Origin of the sequence: Pseudoxanthomonas sp. z9 (assembly GCF_006542425.1) — a bacterium.
Classification (GTDB): Bacteria; Pseudomonadota; Gammaproteobacteria; order Xanthomonadales; family Xanthomonadaceae; genus Pseudoxanthomonas_A.
In genome coordinates this window covers 558,386-579,319 of the sequence record NZ_VFID01000007.1, presented here as the reverse complement: position 1 = coordinate 579,319, position 20,934 = coordinate 558,386, and the positions used below count along the sequence as shown (strand labels likewise).

The window sequence follows — 20,934 nt, the reverse complement described above, 5'->3', positions numbered from 1 at the left end:
GGCCTGGCCGATTCCCGATTCTCCATTCCCGATTCCCGCGAGCAGAGCGAGCAGAGATGGCAGGCGGACGCGAAATCAAAACCAAGATCAAGAGCGTGCAGAACACCCGCAAGGTGACGCGTGCGCTCGAGATGGTCTCGGCTTCCAAGATCAGGAAGGCGCAGGACCGCATGAAGACCTCGCGCCCGTATGCGCGTGCGATGAAGCAGGTCATCGGCCACCTGGCCCAGGCCAACACCGATTACCAGCATCCCTTCATGGTCGAGCGGCCTGAAGTGAAGCGGGTCGGCTACATCGTCATCTCGTCGGATCGCGGTCTGGCCGGTGGCCTCAACAACAACCTGTTCCGCAAGATGCTGGGCGAAGTGCGCGGCTGGCAGGACAAGGGTGCCGAAGTCGACGTGGTCACCATCGGCCAGAAGGCCTCGGTGTTCTTCCGCCGGATCAAGGTCAACCTGGTCGGCAGCGTGTCCCACCTCGGCGACAGCCCCAAGCTGGACCAGCTGATCGGCGTCATCAAGGTCATGCTGGATGCCTACACCGAAGGCAAGCTGGATCGCGTGTTCGTGGTGTACAACGGCTTCGTCAACACCATGACGCAGCGCGCCTCGTTCGACCAGCTGCTGCCGTTGCCGGCGGCGGAGACGCAGGTGGCCCACCACGATTGGGACTACATCTACGAACCCGATGCGGCGACCGTGCTGGACCACGTGATCACCCGCTACATCGAGGCGCTGGTGTACCAGTCGGTGCTGGAGAACCTGGCATCCGAGCACGCCGCGCGCATGGTGGCCATGAAGGCCGCCAGCGACAACGCGACCAAGCTGATCGGCACCCTGAACCTGGTCTACAACAAGGCCCGCCAGGCGGCGATCACCCAGGAAATCTCGGAAATCGTCGGCGGCGCGGCGGCGGTGTAAGTAGGAACGGAGATTCGGGATTAGGGATTGGGGATTCGGAAGAGCAGCGTTGCGCGCCTTTCAGGAATCCGGAATCACGAAGCCCAAATCCCGAATCACTGAAGCGACCGGCTTGGCCGGTCGAACGAATTAAATAATCGGAGCAACGAAAATGAGTCAGGGCAAGATCGTTCAGATCATCGGTGCGGTGGTTGACGTCGAATTCCCGCGCAATGAAGTGCCGAAGGTGTACGACGCGCTGAAGGTCGACAACACCGCCATCACGCTGGAAGTGCAGCAGCAGCTCGGCGACGGCGTCGTGCGCACCATCGCCCTCGGCTCGACCGATGGCCTGAAGCGCAACCTGGTCGCCGTCAACACCGGCCGCGCCATCTCGGTGCCGGTAGGCAACGGCACCCTGGGCCGCATCATGGACGTGCTCGGCACGCCCATCGACGAAGCCGGTCCGGTGCAGGCCAGCGACCACTGGGAAATCCACCGTGCGGCCCCGTCGTACGAAGACCAGTCCTCGGCAAACGACCTGCTGGAAACCGGCATCAAGGTCATCGACCTGATGTGCCCGTTCGCCAAGGGCGGCAAGGTCGGCCTGTTCGGCGGCGCCGGCGTCGGCAAGACCGTCAACATGATGGAACTGATCAACAACATCGCCAAGGCGCACAGCGGCCTGTCCGTGTTCGCCGGCGTGGGCGAGCGTACCCGCGAGGGCAACGACTTCTACCACGAAATGAAGGACTCCAACGTCCTCGACAAGGTGGCGATGGTGTACGGCCAGATGAACGAGCCGCCGGGCAACCGCCTGCGCGTCGCCCTGACCGGCCTGACCATGGCCGAGTACTTCCGCGACGAGAAGGACGCTTCGGGCAAGGGCAAGGACGTGCTGCTGTTCGTCGACAACATCTACCGCTACACCCTGGCGGGCACCGAAGTGTCGGCGCTGCTGGGCCGCATGCCGTCGGCGGTGGGTTACCAGCCGACCCTGGCCGAGGAAATGGGCGTCCTGCAGGAACGCATCACCTCGACCAAGACCGGTTCGATCACCTCGATCCAGGCCGTGTACGTGCCCGCGGACGACCTGACCGACCCGTCGCCGGCGACCACCTTCGCCCACTTGGACGCCACCGTCGTGCTGTCGCGCAACATCGCCTCGCTGGGTATCTACCCGGCCGTGGACCCGCTGGATTCCACCAGCCGCCAGCTCGACCCGAACGTGATCGGCCACGAGCACTACGACACCGCCCGTCGTGTCCAGGCCACCTTGCAGAAGTACAAGGAACTGAAGGACATCATCGCGATCCTGGGCATGGACGAACTGTCCGAAGAGGACAAGCAGGCCGTGTCGCGCGCCCGCAAGATCGAGCGCTTCTTCAGCCAGCCGTTCCACGTGGCCGAAGTGTTCACCGGCTCGCCGGGCAAGTACGTCGCGCTGAAGGACACCATTCGCGGCTTCAAGGCGATTGTCGACGGCGAGTACGACCACCTGCCGGAGCAGGCGTTCTACATGGTCGGCAGCATCGAGGAAGCGGTCGAGAAGGCCAAGAAGATGGGCGCGTAAGCGCTCTTCTTCCGGGAATCGAGAATAGGGAATCGAGAATCGTAGAGGCGTGATGCGTGGAATGAGAAAGAGGAAGGAGAGCCTATCGGCTTGTCCATTCCCGATTCCCCATTCCCCATTCCCGCCTCGCGACAGCGAGGAATCATGAGCACCATCCGTTGCGACATCGTCAGCGCCGAGCAGGAAATCTTCCACGGTGAAGCCACCCTGGTCGTGGCCACCGGCGAGCTCGGCGAACTGGGCATCGCGCCCAAGCACGCGCCGCTGATCACCCGCCTGAAGCCGGGCAAGGTGGTGGTGACCCTGCCGAGCGGCGAGCACCTGGACTTCGCCATCTCCGGCGGCATCCTGGAAGTGCAGCCGCAGGTCGTCACCGTACTGGCCGACACCGCGATCCGCGCGCAGGACATCGACGAAGCCTCGGTCCGCAAGGTCAAGGAAGAAGCCGAACGCGTCCTGGCCAACAAGGATCCGAAGATGAGCGCCGAGGAAGCCCAGGCCCAGCTGGCCATGAGCATCGCCCAGCTCAGCGCGCTGGAGCGTTTGCGCAAGAACCTGAAGCACTGAACGACGCGATCCCGTTCCGCGTCATGGAAACGCCGGCCCTGGGCCGGCGTTTTTCTTTTCCGCGGCCGCGCAGGCAGGGCTGGTGCCGGCCGCAGGCCGCGGACCATCCATCGCGATGCGGGAGGAGCCCGCCTCGTCAGCGATAGACGACATGACGCCAGAGAAAGAAGGCGACCACCGCGAGTCCTCCTTCCACCAGAGGTTTGGCCAGCCAGGCCTGCTGCAGGCCCAGCCCGGCGGCGATGGCGGCGACCAGCCATGTGCTGACCAGTGTCAGCGTCAGCCAGACCACGATGAAGCGGAGCAGGCGGCGCCACCCCAGCTTCGGCCGGCCTGATTGCGCGAAGGTCCAGCGTCCGTTGAGCCAGAAGCCGAGCAGCGCTCCGCTGACGCGACCGGCCAGATTGGCCGGTGCCGCCGCCACGCCCAGCGCGGTCAGGGCCACGAACAGCAGCCAGTCCAGCAGCAACTGGAGGACGCCGGCGACGACGTAGCGGGGGGCTTGCTGCAACAGGCTCAAGAGATACCGGCTGAAATCGGGGGCCACCCATGCTACCCGTCATGGTGGCTTAGAATCGACCTTCAAGGACTGTCTCTACAGGAACACCAATGACTCACCCCCTGCACGTCATCATCCTCGCCGCCGGTGAAGGCAAGCGCATGAAGTCGGCGCTGCCGAAGGTGCTGCAGCCGATTGCCGGGCGGCCGATGCTCGCCCATGTCATCGAGGCGGCGCGGGCGCTGGCGCCGGCCGGCATCCACGTGGTGTATGGGCATGGCGGCGATCAGGTGCAGGCGGCGCTCGCCGATCAGCCGGATCTGCAATGGGCGCACCAGGCCCAGCAATTGGGTACCGGCCACGCGGTGGCCCAGGCCATGCCGCAGGTGCCGGACGCCGCCAGCGTGCTGGTGCTGTACGGCGACGTGCCGCTGACCCGCGCCGAGACCCTGCAGCGCCTGTTGGCCGCGCCCGGCCGGGTCGCCGTGCTGGTGGCCGAACCGGAGGATCCGAGCGGTTACGGGCGCATCGTGCGCGATGCGGAGGGCCGGGTCGCCGCCATCGTCGAGCACAAGGACGCCAGCGACGAACAGCGGCGCATCCGCACCATCAACACCGGCATCATCGCCGCCGAATCGACTGCGCTGCGGCGCTGGCTGTCGGCGTTGTCCAACCACAACGCACAGGGCGAGTATTACCTCACCGACATCTTCGCCTCGGCCGCGGGCGAGTTCAGCCCGGCCGAGATGGTGCTGGTGGCCGATCCGATCGAGGCCGAGGGCGCCAACGATCCCTGGCAGCTTTCGCAACTGGAACGTGCCTACCAGCTGCGCGCCGCGCGCGCGCTGTGCACGCAGGGCGCGCGCATGCTGGATCCGTCGCGCTTCGATCAGCGCGGCACCGTGAAGGTGGGGCGCGATGTCGAAATCGACGCGGACGTGATCCTGGAAGGTGAGGTCGAACTGGGGGATGGCGTGCGTATCGGTGCGTTCACCCGTCTGAAGGACGTCAGGCTGGGCGCCGGTACCGTGGTGCGTGCGCATTGCGATCTGGAAGGCGTGGTCTGTGGCGACAAGGCACAGATTGGTCCCTACGCGCGCCTGCGCCCGGGTACCGAGCTGGCCGACGGCGTGCACATCGGCAACTTTGTCGAGACCAAGAAGATCACCCTGGGCGTGGGCAGCAAGGCCAATCACCTGACCTATCTCGGCGACGCCGTCATCGGCGCCGGCGTCAACATCGGCGCGGGCACCATCACCTGCAACTACGACGGCGTCAACAAGTCCACCACCACCATCGAGGACGGCGTGTTCGTCGGCTCCAATTCTTCGCTGGTGGCGCCGGTGACGCTGGCCCGCAACGCGACCATCGGCGCGGGATCGGTGATCACCAAGAACGCACCGGCCGATCAGCTCACCGTGGCCCGTGGCCGCCAGGCCAGTATCGAGGGCTGGCAGCGCCCCAAGAAAAAATCCTGAGGGGCGCCGGGCTTGCCCGGCTTGGGGGAAAGGAAGCGGCATGATTTCCGCGCAGCGGAGCAAGCTCCGCTCTACGAGACCGCAATCTGTCATGTGGGAGCGACGTGAGTCGCGAGCTTTTGCCACATGCATTCGTGTCACGCAGCATGCCGGGTGTTCCGCGTATCGCGAGTTACGTCGCTCCCACAGGAAGGGAGGGTGCGCGCGATGCTTCAGGCGACCGGATTGTCTGGCAGCTGGATCGCCACGCACAGGCCACCGCCATCGCGGTTGTGCAGGGACAGACGGCCACCATGGGCCTCGACGATTTCGCGGGTCAGTGCCAGGCCCAGGCCGGTGCCATTGCGCTTGGTGGAATAGAACGGCACCAGCGCGTTTTGCAGCACGGCATCGTTCATGCCGCTGCCGCGATCCATCACTTCCAGCCGAATCCAATCCGGCAGGCGGGTGACCTTCAGTGCGACGCCGTCCACGCTGGAGCCGGATTCGTGGGCATTCTTCAGCAGGTTGAGCAAGGCCTGTTCCAACTGGGCGGGATCGATGCGGCTGCTCAGGTCGTCCGCGGGCATTTCCAACTGGAAGGTGATCTGCCGGCGCAGGCCTTCCAGCCACGTGTTCCAATGAACCGTCTGCAATTGCGGCTGTGGCAGCTTGGCAAAGCGCGCGTAGCCGCGGATGAAGCCTTCCAGATGGCGGGCACGATCCTCGATGGTCGCGAAGATCTCCTCCAGCCGGTCGTGGCGGCCGCGTCGGATCAGCTCGCTGCCCGAGTGGGCCAGCGAGGCGATGGGCGCCAGCGAATTGTTGAGTTCGTGGCTGATCACGCGGATGACCTTCTTCCAGGTCATCACTTCCTGCCGGCGCAGTTCGCTGGTCAGCAGGCGCAGCAGCAGCAGTTCGTGGCGACGGCCATTGAGGCGGAAGTAGCGGCGCGCCAGATGGTAGACCTGTTCCTCTTCCTCGCTGTCGGCCTGGGCCACCGCGAACAGGCTGTCGCCGCCACGCGACAACGCCTCGCGCATTTCCACCGGCGCGCTTTCCAGCAGCAGATCGAAATTCTGCCCCTCCAGCTTCCAGCCGCCATGCAACAGCTTGCGGGCGGCGACGTTGGCGAACACCACCCGACGCACGCCATCGCCGCCGGTGGCCAGCAGCAGCATCGCCACCGGCGTGTTCTGCACCATCGTGTCCAGCAGCAGTTCGCGCTGCACCAGGCTCTGGCGCTGTTCGCGCAGCACATCGCCCAGTTCGCTGTGCGAGGCTACCAGCGCGCCGAGTTCGTCCGGGCTGTCCCAGTGGATGCCGAAGTTGTACTCACCGTCGCGATAGCTGTTCACGCTGCCGGACAGGGCGCGGAACAGCGAGTTCATCGGCGCCAGCGCACGCTGTACCGCCAGCATTACCAGCGGCAGCACGATCAGGGCCGACAACAGGAACGCCAGCCGATCATCGTCCAGCCAGCGGTGCAACAGCAGCGGCAGCCCGATCGCCACCGCCATCGAAGGCAGCAGCCACAGCAGCAGGCGGCCGGCGAGCGAGCGACGGGTCATTCGCGCGGGATGCCGTAGCGGTCCATGCGCCGGTACAGCGCCTGCCGGCTCAGGCCGAGCTCGGCGGCGGCCTGCGCGATCACGCCGCCGGCACGCGACAGCGCACCCTCCAGCGCGGCCTTGTCCGGTTCATCCGTCGGCACGCTGCGCACCAGGGTCGGGCGGGGCAGGTTGAGATCGGCCGCTTCGATGCGCGTGCCCTGGGCGAGCAGCCCGGCGCGTTGCATCACGTTGCGCAGTTCGCGCACGTTGCCGGGCCAACCATGTCGCACCAGCGCCGCGCGGGCCGATTCGCCGATCGGCTTGTCGGCCGGGCGGAAGTGTTCGGCCAGCGGCAGGATGTCGCCGGGCCGTTCGGCCAGCGGCGGCAGGTTCAGTTCGATCGCGTTGAGCCGGTAGTACAAATCCTCGCGGAACGTGCCTTCGCGAATCATCGCCGGCAGATCGGCGTTGGTCGCGCTGATCACCCGCACTGTCACCCGCCGTTCGCGATTGGAACCCAGGCGCTCGAAGCGGCCGGTCTCCAGCACCCGCAACAGCTTCATCTGCCCGGCCAGCGGCAGGTTGCCGATTTCATCGAGGAACAGGGTGCCGCCATCGGCGGCCTCGAACTTGCCTTCGCGCGCCTTGTTGGCGCCGGTGTAGGCACCGGCCTCGGCACCGAACAGCTCGGCTTCGATCAATTCGGAAGGCAGCGCGCCGCAGTTGAGGGTCACGAACGGGCCCGCCTTCACGCTGGAATTGGCCTGGATGATCTCGGCGATCTTCTCCTTGCCGCTGCCGTTGGGTCCGGTGATCAGCACCGGCAGATCCGAACGCGCCACCTGGCAGGCCAGTGCGATCATGCGTTCGCTCGCCGGATCCTCGAACACCAGTCCGCGCAGATCGTAGCGGGCGGCGAGTTGTCCGCGGCTCTGGCGCTCGCGGCTGCGCCGGCGATCCAGTTCGCTGCGCGCTTCGGACAGTTCAATCAGGTTGTTGACCGTCGCCAGCAGCTTGCGGTCATCCCAGGGCTTGGCGATGTAGTCCACCGCGCCGGCGCGGATCAGGTTCACCGCCGCTTCCAGGTGGGTCCAGGCGGTCAGCAGGATCACCGGCAGATCCGGGTGTTGCGCGCGGATTTCGGCGAACAGGGCTTCGCCTTCCGCACCGGAAGTGGTGTCGGCGGAAAAGTTCATGTCCTGTATGACCAGATCCACCGGTTCCTGTTTCAGCGCGGCCAGGCCGGCCTCCGGCGATTCGGCGTGCAGGGTGGTGATGTCGTGCAGGGAAAACAGGACTTCCAGCGCGGTGCTGACGGCGCGGTTGTCGTCGATGACGAGGATGATGGGCATGCCTATAGCCTAACCCAGGGCTTGCGCGTCACGCGCTCCGGCGCGACGTCGGCGGCGCGGCGCGCGGGCCAGGTCGCGGCGAGTTGCGCCACCGCCACGATCACCAGTGCCGCACCGGCCAGCCACAGTGGCGAGGCCGGCTCCAGCGTCCACGGCGCGGGCAGACGAGGGAACAGGCCGCGCGCGGCGATGGCGCCCAGGCCGATACCCGCCAGGGTGATCAGGAAATGCTCCCAGCGCACGGCCAGCCGGATCTGCCGCGCGGTCGCGCCGACCGCGCGATGCAGGCTGATCCGCAGGGTGCTCTGCTGCACCCACAACTGTCCGGCCACGCCCAGGCTCAGCAGTGTCAGCAGCCACCAGCCGCCCACGCAAGCGAGGGTGGTCCACAGCCAGCGACGTTCGTCGTGCAGGGTATCCAGACGCATTTCGTCCATCCGCAACGGAGCGCCAATCGGACGTTCGGGATAGCGCGCGGCCAGGAAGGCATGGAGCCGCCGCGCCACCGGCTCGCGTTGTCCCGGCGCGGTGCGGATCAACAGATGGGCCCAGGAGGCGTCGCCCGGACGCAGCGGCAGGAAGATCGCGGCACCCGGCGAGGCATGCCCGCGGCTGCCCAGCGGCAGCGGCATCCGTTCGACGACACCGACGACATGCACGGGGCGCGGAAACCCTTTGACCGGTTGGCCCAGCGCCGACTGGCCCGGATACAGATCCTCGGCCAGTGCCTGCGTGATCACCGCCGGCAATGGCGCGTCATGCCGGGCGTGGGGGGCCATCACTTCCTCTTCCGCGGCAAGCAGGCCGCGGCCCTCGTTCGCGCGCAAGCCCAGCGCAGGCATCAGGCCTGCGCCGCCCATGTAGACGCTGGCAATGCGGTCGCGACCGATGGGGGGGCGATCGCCTACCGCGCTGTTCCATGACGTACGCGCATACGGCACCTGGTTGCTGGCGACCACGGCCCGGACGCCGGGCAGGGCGCGCAGCGACCGCGTCAGGGCCGGTACGTCGATGCCATCGCCAGCCCGTCCCATCGGAGGCACGACCAGCAGGGCGGTTTCATCGATTCCGCTGGGCGCCGCCAGCGCCCGCCGCCAATTCACCTGCGCCTGCCAGGCCAGATACAGCAGCAAGAATCCTACCGCCACTTCCAGCACCAGCAACGATGTCAGGCCGGGATGCCGGCACAGCGGCAGGCGTGGAAGCCGCGGGAGTCGTGGAAGTCGATAGGGGAAACGGACATCCATGCTTCACCCGGAGGGAAGAAACGCACCCCGCCGGGGCGGGGTGCGTGTGCGGAACGGAGTCAGGCGCTGCGGGTCGCCACCGCCGGCGGCACCGACGCCGCGCGCATGGCCGGGCCGAGCACCGAGATCTGGCCCAGCAGCCACAACAGCACCGCGCCCACCGGCAGGTAGTACAGCGGCAACCGCGCCAGTTCGTACTTGCCCATCAGCACCTGGTTGATGCCGTAGGCCAGCGCCATGCCGATGACGATGCCCAGCGAGGCCAGCAGGAAGTTCTCGGTCTGGAAATAGTGCAGGATCTGCCGGCGGGTCGCGCCCAGCGCACGGCGCACGCCGATCTGCTTGGAACGCTGCTGCACCCAGAAGCTGGCCAGGCCGACGATGCCCAGCGCGGTCACGATCAGCAGCGCCACGCACACCGCCACCAGCAGCCAGGCCATCGAGCGGTCCTGCCGGTAGAAGTCGTTCCGCATCTCCTCGATGGTGTCCTGCTCCAGGATGATCCGATTGGGGCTGTTCTTCTGCAGCACGTCCACCGCAGCCTTCAGCACCTCGGCGCGGCGCTCGGGATCGGTGCGGATCAGGAAGTGGCCGCCCATGTTGAAGGGCACCCGGATCGGAAACATCATCGAGTACTCGTACGCGGTCGGTCCGCCCTGTTCGCTTGGCCGCACCAGGTGTTCGACGATACCGATGATCTTGATGGGTTCATCGCCCCAGCTGTAGAACGTCTTGCCCAGTGCGCTGCCATCCGGATAGAGCGCGTTGGCCATGCTGCGAGTGATGATCGCCGACGGGATGGTGCCGGGGGTGTCGGGCTTGTTCAACGTTTCCCATTCGAGGAATTCATCGCTGTTGAACTTGCGCCCGGCCACCAGGTTCAGGCCGAGGGTATCGAGGAACTGATCGTCCGCCATGTAGACGGTGGCGTTCAGATTCTGATGGGTCTGCTGCTGGTTCAGGCGGACGCCGCTGTTCCAGGAACTGTTGTTGAATGCCACCTGGTTGGTCACCGAAGCGGCCTTCACCCCGGGGAGGGCGCGCAGTGCCGCCAGGTCGGCCTTGGTGAGTGCTTCGGCATTGTCGTCGCGGCCGATGCCGGCCAGCTGGACGCGCACGATTTCCTTCTCGGCCAGGCCGCTGACGCGGTCCATGCGCTCCAGTCGTCCGTTGATCAGGAACAGGGCGTTGCAGATGATCGCGCAGCTCAGCGCGACCTCGATGACGATCAGTGCGGCGGCGGTCTTGTGCCGGCGCAGCGCGGTGAAGATGGGGCGGATATCCATGAGGTGTGCTCCGGGAGAGTTGCCGTTCCGGCCGAGGCGTGCGGGAGAGAGAGCTACCGCGCGTCCATCGGCCGGAGCGGCGACTGGATCATTGGGTTTTGAGCTGGATGGCCGGGGTCACCTGGCAGGCGCGCCAGGCGGGCAGCAGGCCCGCCAGCACGCTGGCCAGGATCGCCAGGCCGAACGTGGTCAGCAGCATCACCGGGTCCAGGTACGCCAGTTCGGCGTAGCTGGCCGGCTGCTGGCGCACCGCCCACAGGCCCAGCAGGGCAAGTCCCAGTCCGAGCACGCCGCCGGCCAGGCCGATGGTGCCGGCCTCCACCAGCGCCTGGGTGAAAATCGCACCCTTGGAGGCGCCCAGGGCGCGACGCACGCCGATTTCGCTGGAGCGGCGCATGAACTTGGCCAGCAGCAGGCCCACCGTGTTGATCAGGCAGACCAGCAGGAAGCCGAACGCCAGCCAGGTCTGCAGGCGCACGTCACTGGGCACGACCTTCTTGTAGTCCAGCCACTCCATCACGTTGCGCAGGCGCACGTTGGTCGGCCGCTCGAAACGGCCGGCGCGGCGCTGCTGGTCGGAGTAGTTCACCAGGTACTGGCGGTAGGCTTCCACCTTTTCCGGCGTATCCAACTGCACCCAGTACTGCATCCACGTGCACGGCGCATTGACACCGGTCTCGTCGCCCTGGCTGTCGCCCCAGCAGTTCATCGAACCGTTGCGGCCGAACTTCATGTTCACCGCGGTGGAGAACGGCAGGAACACCTGCTCCACCTCGCCGTAGCGATCGCTGTTCAGATCATAGAAGCGCGGGGTGGGGCGCCAGTCCTCCAGCACGCCGATCACGCGGAACTCGTTCTGGTCGATGCGGATCGACTTGCCCACGCTGTTGCCGCCGTCGAACAGCTTGTCGTTGAGTTTCTGGGAGATCACCGCCACGCGCGCCTGGGTATCGTCCTCGCGTGCGCTCCAGGGCGTTCCCTGCGCGAACGGTGCGTCGAACATCGGGAAGAAATCGGCCGAGGTGTAGCGCGCGTCCACCACGAACGGGGACAGGCCCTGTTTCTCCGGCTCGATGCTGACGCCGCCGCCGGTCATCAGCGCCTGGCGATCGCCCTTCTTCTCGCGCAGCAGCGCCTCGGCGTCGAAACGCGTCACCTGTTCCTCCGGCTCTTCGCCAGCGGTGTAGCCGTCCATGCTTTGCGGGTCCATCTGCGGGTAGAACAGGGTGTGGCTGCGGCCCGGCATCGGATCGCCGGACAGGATGTAGAACACGGTCAGGGTGGTCATGCTGGCGCCGATGCCCAGCGCGATGGCCAGCACCATCAGCGCGGTCAGCACCTTGTTGCGCCTGAAGCTGCGCAGGGCAAGCTGGAAGTAGTAACCGAACATGGTCAGTTCCTCAGGCCTGGGCGGGAGCGAGATTGACGTCCAGGCCCACCGTGGAAATCAGGCGCGGCTCGGTGGTCAGGTCGGTGGCGGCGCCGTCGACGATGTGCACGTTGCGCTGCGCGCGCGCGGCCAGTTCCGGATCGTGGGTCACCATGATGATGGTGGTGCCCTGGCTGTTGATCTCCTCCAGCAGTTCCATCACCCCGCGGGCCATCTGCGAGTCCAGGTTGCCGGTCGGTTCGTCCGCCAGCAGCAGCTTGGGCGTGCCGGCCAGGGCGCGTGCGATGGCCGCGCGCTGCTGCTGGCCGCCGGACAGTTCGGACGGGTAGTGCTTCATGCGCGAGCCCAAGCCGACCCGGGTCAGCGCGTCCTCGATGCGCTGCTTGCGCTCGGAGGCGCTCATGCCGCGGTAGCGCAGGGGCACGTCGACGTTGTCGAACAGGTTCAGATCCGGAATCAGGTTGAAGCTCTGGAAGATGAAGCCGATCTTCTGGTTGCGCAGCTTGCTGCGCGCGTCATCCGACAGTCCGCTCACGTCCTGGCCGTCCAGGGTGTACTGGCCACCGGTGAAGGTTTCCAGCAGACCGGCGATGTTGAGGAAGGTGGTCTTGCCCGAGCCCGACGGCCCGGTCACCGCGACGAACTCGCCCTCGCGGACATGCAGGTCGAGGGAGCGCAGCGCGTGCGTCTCCACCTGGGAAGTGCGGTAGACCTTGGAAACCGAACGCATCTCGAGCATGGCGAAGTCCTTCTGGTGTGTGCGTAGCATGGAAGTCTGGGAATACGGGAAATACGGAATGGCGGGTACGAAAACGGGAAGGCGGTGAGTCGAAAAATCAGTTGATCGAGACCCGCTCGGCATCGCCGAACTGGTCGCTGCCGGACACCACGATCCTGTCGCCCGGCTGCACGCCGCTGATGATCTCAACCGCGCTCAGGCTGCTCACGCCGATCTGCACCGGGCGACGCACGGCCGAGTTGCCGTCCATCACGTAGGCGTAGCGGCCGCCGGACTGTTCGACGAACGGACCGCGCTCGACCATCAGCACGTTGCGGCGGGTGTCCATCAGGATGCGCGCGCTCAGGCGCTGGCTCTGGCGCAGGCCCGGCGGCTGCTTGTCGCTGAAGCGGATGCGCGCGTTGACCTCGCCGTTCACCACTTCCGGCGACACCGCCGAAATCTCGCCCGGATACGGCTGGCCGTTGCTGGTCAGCTGGGCCGGCATGCCGATCGCCAGATCGCGGGCGAAGCTCTCCGGCACCTTGATCTCCACTTCGAACTTGGACAGATCCACCACGCTCATCACCGGCGCGTTGATCGCCACGTTGGAGCGCTGCACCGCCTGCACCTGGCCGACCTGGCCATCGAACGGCGAACGCAGGGTCAGCGCGTCGACCTGGCGCTGCACCTCGGCGACGATGGAGCGCTGGCGTTCGGCCATCAGCTGCTTGTTGCGCGCATCCAGGCTGGCGCCCTGGCCCTGCAGGTTCACGTCCTTGCGCGCGTGATCCATCGCGATCTCGGTCTTGCGCAGATCGTCCTTGGCCTTGGCCACGTCGATCTGCGGTACCGCGCCGCCGTTGAAGCCGCGCTCGTAGCGTTCCAGATCGCGCTGGGCGGCCTGGCGATCGATGTCGGCCTGGTCCAGCGCCTTCTGCGCGTTGGCGCGGGTCACCGCCGCGTCCAGGGTGGCGCGGCTGGCCTCGGCCTCCAGGCCGGCCAGGGCCGCCTGTTCCTGCGCCAGCTTGCTGCGCAGTTCCGGGCTGTCGATTTCGGCCAGCACCTGGCCCTTGGTCACCTTGTCGCCGGCTACCACCTTCAGGGTCACCACGCCGCCGGCGATGGCGTACAGGGTGGGACTGTTGGAGGCGATGAGGCGGCCGTCGGCGGAGATGTCGCGCACCAGGTCGCCGCGCTTGACCTCGGCGATGCGCACCCGCGCGCCGTCGAAGGAGCGACTGCCGCCCACCCAGCCGCGCACGGCGAAGCCGATGACCAGCAGCAGGGCCAGGCCGCCGGCGGCCGGCAGCAGCCAGCGCTTCCAGGGCGCGGCGGCGGTGGCGGTGGGGCCGGCACTCAGGGGGCGATCTTGCGCGGAGGTGTCCCGAATCATCGATGGCATGCGTTTATTGGGAAGACGCCCCGTCAAAGCAGGATGCGTGCCAATCGCAACCGTTTGATTTTCAAGGGGGAGAAGGGCGTTGGAACGGTGTCCGGGTGTCCGCGGACACCGGCGCGGACACTGTCCGTTGTGTCCACCCCCGTTACAATCGGGACTCGTTTTGACTCAGGTGGACAAGACTCTATGTGCGGGATTGTGGGAGCGATCGCCGATCGCGACGTGGTACCGGTACTCATCGAGGGACTGAAGCGGCTGGAATACCGCGGCTACGACTCCGCCGGCATCGCCGTGGTCGAACAGAAGGATGTGCGCCGCGTGCGCCGCACCGGCCGGGTGTCGGAGATGGAGAACGCCGCCGCCGCCGAGGGCTTCAACGCCAGCCTGGGCATCGGCCATACCCGCTGGGCCACCCACGGCGGGGTCACCGAGGCCAACGCCCATCCGCACATCAGCCACGGCGTGGCGCTGGTGCACAACGGCATCATCGAGAACCACGAGGAACAGCGCGAGAAGCTGCGCGCGCTGGGCTACGAATTCGAATCGCAGACCGATACCGAAGTCATCGCCCACCTGATGCACCACCACCTCAAGGGGGGCGATGACCTGCTCACCGCGCTGCAGCGCACGGTCAAGGAGCTGACCGGTGCCTACGCGCTGGCCGTGGTCAGCCGCAAGGAACCCGAGCGCATGGTCTGCGCGCGCATGGGCTGTCCGCTGCTGATCGGCCTGGGCGAAGGCGAGAACTTCATCGCCTCGGACGTGTCGGCCATCATCCAGGCCACCCGCCGGGTGATCTTCCTGGAAGAAGGCGACACCGCCGAGGTCACCCGCCAGGCCGTGCGCGTGTTCGACGGCAACGACCAGCCGGTCGAGCGCGACGTGCATGTCTCCGACGTGTCGCTGGCCTCGCTGGAACTGGGCCCGTACCGCCACTTCATGCAGAAGGAAATCCACGAGCAGCCGCGTGCCATCGCCGACACCATCGAGGCGGTCATCGACGGCGGTTTCCTGCCCACGCTGTTCGGCGCCAACGCCGAGGCGGTGCTCAAGGACATCGAGGGCGTGCAGATCCTCGCCTGCGGCACCAGCTACTACGCCGGCATGACCGCGCGCTACTGGATCGAGTCCATCGCCGGCCTGCCGTGCAGCGTGGAAATCGCCAGCGAATACCGCTACCGCGCCGCCTACGCCAATCCCAAGCACCTCATCGTCACCATCTCCCAGTCCGGCGAAACGCTGGACACGATGGAAGCACTGAAGTACGCCAAGTCGCTCGGCCACCAGCACAGCCTGTCGATCTGCAACGTGCCCGAGAGCGCCATCCCGCGCGCCAGCGAACTGGTCTGCTATACCCGCGCCGGCGCGGAAATCGGCGTGGCTTCCACCAAGGCCTTCACCACCCAGCTGGCGGCGCTGTTCCAGCTGACCGTGGTGTTGGGCAAGCTGCATGGCAAGGTCACTCCGGAGCAGGAAGCCGACTACCTGGAGCAACTGCGCCACCTGCCCGGCAGCGTGCAGCACGCGCTCAACCTGGAACCGCAGATCGCCGCCTGGGCCGAACGCTTCGCGCCCAAGTCCGACGCGCTGTTCCTCGGCCGCGGCCTGCATTACCCCATCGCCCTGGAAGGCGCGCTCAAGCTCAAGGAAATCTCCTACATCCACGCCGAGGCCTATCCGGCCGGCGAACTCAAGCACGGCCCGCTGGCGCTGGTCGACGCCGACATGCCGGTCGTCGTCATCGCCCCCAACGACACCCTGCTGGAGAAGGTCAAGTCCAACATGCAGGAAGTGCGCGCGCGCGGCGGCGAGCTGTTCGTGTTCGCCGACCAGGACAGCAACTTCACCGAGTCCGAAGGCGTGCACGTCATCCGCACGCCGCGCCACACCGGCGTGCTCAGCCCGGTGGTGCACACCATCCCCGTCCAGTTGCTGGCATACCACACCGCGCTGGCGCGAGGGACGGACGTGGACAAGCCGAGAAACCTGGCGAAATCGGTGACGGTGGAATGATTGAAACGAGGGCCGCGAAAGCGGCCCTTGTTTGTCCCCTAAAACCATCAGAATTCTGGTGCTTCTACCTCCCCCTTTGAAAAAGGGGGACCGAGGGGGATTTGCTTTTGGCGCACACCAGGCCGGACAAGATGACCAGCCACCCCACGCTCACCCCTTCTGCCCAATCCACAACCGGTTGCCATCCGGATCCTCAATCCGGAACTCGCTCATGCCGTAGAACGGATGGCTGATCGAAGGCACCACCACGCCGCGCCGGCGCACCTCGCGGTGGTAGGCAAAGATATCGTCGGGATAGAGGTAGATCACCGACGTGTGCGGCGCATCCGGCGGCATGTTGATGGATTCGTCCACCATCAGCCGGCATTCGTCGAAGGCCAGCATGGCCCAGCGCCATTCGTCATTGCGGTTTTCCACCGCGAAGCCGAGCTTTCCGTAGAACTCCACGCTGGCCGGCATATCGCGGACCGGCAGCATGGGAATCAGGCGTTGCATCTTCATGGGTCTACTCCGTGTCGCCGGATGGGAGGGAATCCGTCCGCAATGCCCGCACCATTGCAGCCGTGGTCCGTTGCAATGCAATCGCCAGATCCTGGGTGCCGCATGTGGACTCGCCCAACAACCAGGCCGTGATGGGCGAGAACATGCCGTCGGCCATTGAATACGCCGCCAGCCGCGCCGGGATGCGCAGTCGAAACTCCCCGCGGTCGAGTGCCGCTTCCACTTGCGTGACCAATGCGCTGCGGACGACCCGCAGCGCCGGTCCCTGGAACAGGCTGGGGGCCAATGCGCGATTGGTCCAGAAGTGATCCAGCATCATGCGGACGCGCGCGGCGTCGGTGTCATCCGTGATCAAGCCGGCCAGGGTCCGGAAAGGTTCCTCCAGGCTTGCCGACAGCAGTTCGTCCTTGTTGCGGAAATGCTCGTAGAAGGTCGAGCGGCTGACCCCGGAACGCGCCAGCACGTCGGCAATCCGGATGTCGTGATAACGCCGGCCGATCACCAGCGAAAGGAACGCGGCCAGCAGATCCTGGTGAGTGCGCTGCCAGCGGGGATCGGCATGTGGGTCGGCCTGGGTCATGGCGGGAATCTTCCCACGAAGCGTGTCGGACAGTGGGCCTTGTTTGTCCGGAAAGTGCTTCCAATGTGGCCTTTTTTCAATGAAGGAGGTGAAACGGTGACGCCATGACCGAGTGCAGGTGTTCAGCGAAGTGGGTATCGCCGATGAGGCCTCACGAAGGAGGCTGCCTATCGAATTTTTCGCCAGGAATGACATGCGAGTTCAACGACTAACATTGAATCCGGATCTATTGAATCGACGCGCCACACTCAGCAGACTCCATTCCCGGAGCGTAGGAACTCCAGCATAGAGTCAAGCCACAAGAATATTTGAGTGGCCAATTCGTACCAGTTCATCGGTACTTCCGACGTAAGCAGTTCCACGTCGGGAGGGCGGCTAATACAAGACCTCGCAAGAGGGAATACGCCCGCCGACTCTATGCGGCTTTCCTAACCTCCCGACACCCGTCTGCATTTCCGCAGGCGGGTTTTCACACGGAAAAGGAGTACCCGCATGAGCAAGACCCAACCACCCCCCGATCGCCGTTCCGGTTACCTGCTGACCGACGAGGGCTACCTGCGCCTGCTTTCCCTGCAAGGTCAGCTACGCCTGATGAGCCACCTGAGCCTGGCGTGCATGGCGGTGGAAGAGGACAAGGATCCGCACATCCCGATCAAGGCCTGGTACGCCAGCTTCGACGCGTTCGCCGCGCAGGCCCAGCATGTCCTCGATCGGATGGCCTGGATGCCTTCGCCGAACCCCGATACCAAGCACTGAGCCGACGGGCATTCGCCAACACCGGCACCCCTGCGCAAGGTGCCCGATCCGACATCCCGGGGTGTCGGATCATTGGTGCACCGCGCTGCCCGGCGTCGTGGTGCTGCTTCCGCCGGGGTCGGTATCTTCATCTCCGGCTCGATTCGAGTCGTCTCCTGCTCGTGGCGATTGGCTGGATTTCCCGCTGCATCGCCCAGAGCAAATCCCCCGTCGCCTGCTGCGCAGGCGCCCGCCCCCTTTGCAAAAGGGGGCTATCTGGGCTGCTTCCTGAATCCTGTCGATAAGCGGGAGTCCGCTTTGCCTCCCCCTTCGAAGAAGGGGGACCGAGGGGGATTTGCTCTTGCCGCAACAAAGCGCAGCAGACTGCTCGCCGAAATCAATGGCAAAAGAACACGTGCAAACGGGTCTTCCTACCTGCCGGCGACCGGACCGGAGTTTCGTCTACAAGACCGCCTGAAATCAGATCGTTGGAAGAATCCGGATGAATGCGCGAGCCCAGCCGCTCCGGTCCTGTCCTACACGCGAGTCATGCCGCGATTTCCACAATTCGCCAGGGACGCTTGGAAACGAGTGAGCGAAGGAACAAGCGACATCCATGCCTGTCCGGGCAGACGCCGGGTGATGTGGGATCGGGAACGGCAGCTGGTTTACAGCTGGATGGATCACTGACAGGTTCCCGCTGCCTCTTCCATCGGGTCGGCAATACGCCCCAGCACTGGCCGGTAGCCATCGTCGACGACGTAGACGGAATCGATAACCCCCGTTTCAACGGCGGACAGGGAGACAGGCATGGGCAAGGTAATGGCGGTGATGCGCTGGCTGTTCGGTTTGTTCTACGTGTATGTGGGCGGTTCGTGGTTCATCCACTGGATGCTGGGAAAGCCGTGGGTCGTACCTGAGGAAACGCCCCCTGCGCGGACGCTGACCCTGGCGCTGAGCGCCAGCGGCATCGTCGACCCGCTGATTGCCGCCACCTGCCTGGTGGGTGGATTGCTCCTGCTGGTCCGGCGCACCGCGCCGCTGGGTATCGTGGTGCTGTTTCCGCTGGTGGCCGGCATCTTCCTGTTCCATCTCCTGCTCAACGACAATGCGCCTTGGGGGACCTTCCACTTCGCCTGGCTGCTGTTGCTGGCGTGGTGGCATCGCGCGGCGTATCGGCCGCTGTGGACTTATGGGGCGGGGCGGGCGACGTAGATTTTCAGCTGCATCGCCAAGAGCAAATCCCCCGTCGCCTGCGGTGCAGGCGCCCGCCCCCTTTTTCAAAGGGGGCTATCAGGGCTGCTTCATGGACGATCCTGCTGATCTGCAGGAGTTCGCTTTGCTTCCCCTTGACCAGCCATTCGGCTGTTGAAAGCGAAAAAGGGGGATTAAGAGGGATTTGCTCTTGCCGCATGAAAATTAAGCGGATCCCCCGTGGCAGCATCACGCGATCAACCGCCGTGACACCGCATTCCACGCTGAAGACCCGCCTGGGGGCGGGCGGCGGCTGGTGCGTTCTGTTGGCTTGCAGGTGTCGGTGTTTCCGTGAACCTGCGCTCGAAGAGCGGAATCACCCGAGCTGCTGGCCCCCAACGTGCCGGGCCCTGTGGCGGTCGGCTTGGTGGTCATGGAACCCGGGCCTTCGGGTGGCTAAGATATCCGCATTGGGGAGGGGGAACCATGGTCCAGAAAGCCAGGCAGCCTGTGGATGGTATTGGTCGCGCCATCGATTCTCGCGGATTGGGATGGCTGGTGCCGTTGGGTTTGGTCCTGGTGTTGGGTGCCTGCGGTGCGAATATCGAACCCGACGCCAATCCCGCATTCGAATCTGCGGAATCCGACAAGGATATTCTGGCAAAGACCATCGCTTCGAGGTCCGGCAGTCGCTTGGCGTTACCCGGACAAGTTTATCAAGCGCGGATGGATGGCACGGGATCGGATTTTGGATTCAGGTCGCCCCGCATGTACAGCCGTCCGCATGGCGACACCATGGCTGACTACGAAGCCGTCGCGGCGGGCGATTTCAATGGCGATGGGCGTGCGGATCTGGTTGCTTTGACCAACAACAACACCGTCGACCTTTTCTTGCAGCGCCAGGATGGCACGCTTTCACCGGCGCTGATCTACCCATACGGGACGGAAAACTACTCCTCGTCGAAGATCCTGGTCACCCAGGACTTCAATGAAGACGGGATCACCGACGTCGCTTTCCATACGGTGGACGGCTACGGTGTTTCCGGCGGCGTTGGCATCTTGGCATCAAGAAAGGGTAGCGCGCCGGAGTTTGTTCAGGGTTATCCCGAAACTTCCTACGAAAGTACGGCAAGCGTGGTCAGCTGGGCGGCATTGGACGCGGACGGTGACGGTCATCAAGACATGATCGTGGCGCGCAACTACAACGATTGCGGTCACTATGTCGTGTGTCCGAACTATCAGGTGTTGCACGGAGATGGAGCAGGGGGATTTGGTCGTTCCGCGATAGTCAACATCCCCTTCTCCAGCCCGATCTTCGAGTTGGTATCGGAAGACATCAACACTGATGGCTTTTCCGATCTCGTTTTCGTGATGTCGAAAGAAACAAATGGTGAAGCGACTACCAGCGACGTGTTGGTCGCCTATCGACTCGCAGCCGGTGGAATGACACCCCCTCAATTGCTGTTATCTACTGAGGGCCGCGATCACCTTTATTTCGGAGACATTGATGGGAATGGGCGCAGAGATGCCGTGATGGGAAGCGAAGTGCATCTGAGGAGTTGGTCAGGAGAGTTTGGCGAAGCGCTGTACCTGCACACGTACTTTGGATATCCGATTACCCCTTTCCTGTACGATTTCGATGGGGACGGTTTCACGGACCTGGTGAATCATCAGTTTCAGGACTTCGTCAGCAACCTGCCTTTCTTTGCGATTTATATGCAACGCGCAGGCACCTTTCCGCGTGTATGACCCGGCGGTTCGCTATGCCTTCAAGGTACCGCTGCTCCACCGCTTGCCCTATGCGGCAGCGGATCTCAACAGCGACGGATGCTCGGATCTGGCCGTTGCGGCAGGCTATGACGGCATTGCTGTTCTGGATGGCTTCAATTGCTCGTTGCTGCCGACCGGCGGGAACCTGCCTCCTTTGATGAGCCCCGGCAAGGCGGAATGACCGCTGCCGGGGGTCAG

At 65.1% G+C, this 20,934-nt stretch carries 19 protein-coding genes; 9 read left to right on the top strand and 10 right to left on the bottom strand.

What is annotated here, in order from left to right; genetic code table 11:
* Positions 1 to 56: 56 nt before the first annotated feature.
* The 3 genes from atpG to FG323_RS09750 all read left to right on the top strand — a co-directional run bounded on the left by atpG (position 57) and on the right by FG323_RS09750 (position 3,039).
* Positions 57 to 920 (top strand): F0F1 ATP synthase subunit gamma, encoded by an 864-nt coding sequence (gene atpG / locus FG323_RS09760; RefSeq protein WP_141454322.1) that lies wholly within the window; start codon positions 57 to 59, stop codon positions 918 to 920.
* 151 nt (positions 921 to 1,071) lie between these two features.
* Complete coding sequence (gene atpD, locus FG323_RS09755; RefSeq protein WP_141454321.1) at positions 1,072 to 2,472, top strand: F0F1 ATP synthase subunit beta; 1,401 nt, start codon at positions 1,072 to 1,074, stop codon at positions 2,470 to 2,472.
* Between the two features lie 144 nt (positions 2,473 to 2,616).
* Positions 2,617 to 3,039, top strand: a complete 423-nt coding sequence (locus FG323_RS09750) for a F0F1 ATP synthase subunit epsilon (protein WP_141454320.1) — start codon at positions 2,617 to 2,619, stop codon at positions 3,037 to 3,039.
* Between the two features lie 136 nt (positions 3,040 to 3,175).
* On the opposite strand, the gene FG323_RS09745 is transcribed toward FG323_RS09750, so the two are convergent.
* The gene (locus tag FG323_RS09745) at positions 3,176 to 3,559 is read right to left on the bottom strand and encodes a GtrA family protein (protein WP_141454319.1); all 384 of its coding nucleotides are present in this window, start codon (positions 3,557 to 3,559) and stop codon (positions 3,176 to 3,178) included.
* Positions 3,560 to 3,648: 89 nt separating this feature from the next.
* Between FG323_RS09745 and glmU the strand changes: the two genes are divergently transcribed.
* Positions 3,649 to 5,016, top strand: coding sequence for a bifunctional UDP-N-acetylglucosamine diphosphorylase/glucosamine-1-phosphate N-acetyltransferase GlmU (gene glmU / locus FG323_RS09740; protein ID WP_141454318.1), 1,368 nt, complete (start codon positions 3,649 to 3,651; stop codon positions 5,014 to 5,016).
* 212 nt (positions 5,017 to 5,228) lie between these two features.
* Here glmU and FG323_RS09735 read toward each other — a convergent pair whose 3' ends face one another.
* The 7 genes from FG323_RS09735 to FG323_RS09705 all read right to left on the bottom strand — a co-directional run bounded on the left by FG323_RS09735 (position 5,229) and on the right by FG323_RS09705 (position 13,937).
* Positions 5,229 to 6,566 (bottom strand): HAMP domain-containing sensor histidine kinase, encoded by a 1,338-nt coding sequence (locus tag FG323_RS09735; RefSeq protein WP_141454317.1) that lies wholly within the window; start codon positions 6,564 to 6,566, stop codon positions 5,229 to 5,231.
* A complete protein-coding gene (locus FG323_RS09730) occupies positions 6,563 to 7,900 on the bottom strand; it encodes a sigma-54 dependent transcriptional regulator (RefSeq protein WP_141454316.1) in 1,338 nt (445 codons plus the stop codon). Before FG323_RS09730 ends, FG323_RS09735 begins: the two co-directional genes overlap by 4 nt.
* Positions 7,901 to 7,902: 2 nt before the next feature.
* On the bottom strand, positions 7,903 to 9,147 hold the full coding sequence (locus FG323_RS09725; RefSeq protein WP_141454315.1) for an FtsX-like permease family protein: 1,245 nt from the start codon (positions 9,145 to 9,147) through the stop codon (positions 7,903 to 7,905).
* 59 nt (positions 9,148 to 9,206) lie between these two features.
* Positions 9,207 to 10,433 (bottom strand): FtsX-like permease family protein, encoded by a 1,227-nt coding sequence (locus FG323_RS09720; RefSeq protein WP_141454314.1) that lies wholly within the window; start codon positions 10,431 to 10,433, stop codon positions 9,207 to 9,209.
* A gap of 88 nt (positions 10,434 to 10,521) precedes the next feature.
* Entirely contained in the window at positions 10,522 to 11,823 is a 1,302-nt protein-coding gene (locus FG323_RS09715) for an ABC transporter permease (protein ID WP_141454313.1), read from the bottom strand.
* Between the two features lie 10 nt (positions 11,824 to 11,833).
* On the bottom strand, positions 11,834 to 12,562 hold the full coding sequence (locus FG323_RS09710; protein WP_225562498.1) for an ABC transporter ATP-binding protein: 729 nt from the start codon (positions 12,560 to 12,562) through the stop codon (positions 11,834 to 11,836).
* 97 nt (positions 12,563 to 12,659) lie between these two features.
* On the bottom strand, positions 12,660 to 13,937 hold the full coding sequence (locus tag FG323_RS09705; protein ID WP_141454607.1) for an efflux RND transporter periplasmic adaptor subunit: 1,278 nt from the start codon (positions 13,935 to 13,937) through the stop codon (positions 12,660 to 12,662).
* A gap of 192 nt (positions 13,938 to 14,129) precedes the next feature.
* Between FG323_RS09705 and glmS the strand changes: the two genes are divergently transcribed.
* Positions 14,130 to 15,956: a glutamine--fructose-6-phosphate transaminase (isomerizing) gene (glmS, locus tag FG323_RS09700; RefSeq protein ID WP_141454312.1), complete on the top strand. Its 1,827-nt coding sequence runs from the start codon at positions 14,130 to 14,132 to the stop codon at positions 15,954 to 15,956.
* 150 nt (positions 15,957 to 16,106) lie between these two features.
* On the opposite strand, the gene FG323_RS09695 is transcribed toward glmS, so the two are convergent.
* Both FG323_RS09695 and FG323_RS09690 read right to left on the bottom strand, forming a co-directional pair.
* The gene (locus tag FG323_RS09695; protein WP_141454311.1) at positions 16,107 to 16,457 is read right to left on the bottom strand and encodes a VOC family protein; all 351 of its coding nucleotides are present in this window, start codon (positions 16,455 to 16,457) and stop codon (positions 16,107 to 16,109) included.
* A gap of 4 nt (positions 16,458 to 16,461) precedes the next feature.
* Entirely contained in the window at positions 16,462 to 17,037 is a 576-nt protein-coding gene (locus FG323_RS09690; RefSeq protein ID WP_181444156.1) for a TetR/AcrR family transcriptional regulator, read from the bottom strand.
* A 492-nt stretch (positions 17,038 to 17,529) separates the two neighbouring features.
* Here FG323_RS09690 and FG323_RS09685 point away from each other — a divergent pair, with 492 nt between their 5' ends.
* The 4 genes from FG323_RS09685 to FG323_RS09670 all read left to right on the top strand — a co-directional run bounded on the left by FG323_RS09685 (position 17,530) and on the right by FG323_RS09670 (position 20,917).
* A complete protein-coding gene (locus FG323_RS09685) occupies positions 17,530 to 17,793 on the top strand; it encodes a hypothetical protein (RefSeq protein ID WP_141454309.1) in 264 nt (87 codons plus the stop codon).
* 789 nt (positions 17,794 to 18,582) lie between these two features.
* A complete protein-coding gene (locus tag FG323_RS09680) occupies positions 18,583 to 18,987 on the top strand; it encodes a hypothetical protein (protein WP_141454308.1) in 405 nt (134 codons plus the stop codon).
* A 465-nt stretch (positions 18,988 to 19,452) separates the two neighbouring features.
* Entirely contained in the window at positions 19,453 to 20,715 is a 1,263-nt protein-coding gene (locus FG323_RS09675) for a VCBS repeat-containing protein (protein WP_141454307.1), read from the top strand.
* Positions 20,708 to 20,917 (top strand): FG-GAP repeat protein, encoded by a 210-nt coding sequence (locus FG323_RS09670; protein WP_141454306.1) that lies wholly within the window; start codon positions 20,708 to 20,710, stop codon positions 20,915 to 20,917. The genes FG323_RS09675 and FG323_RS09670 overlap by 8 nt, the downstream gene beginning before the upstream one ends.
* Positions 20,918 to 20,934 lie beyond the last annotated feature (17 nt).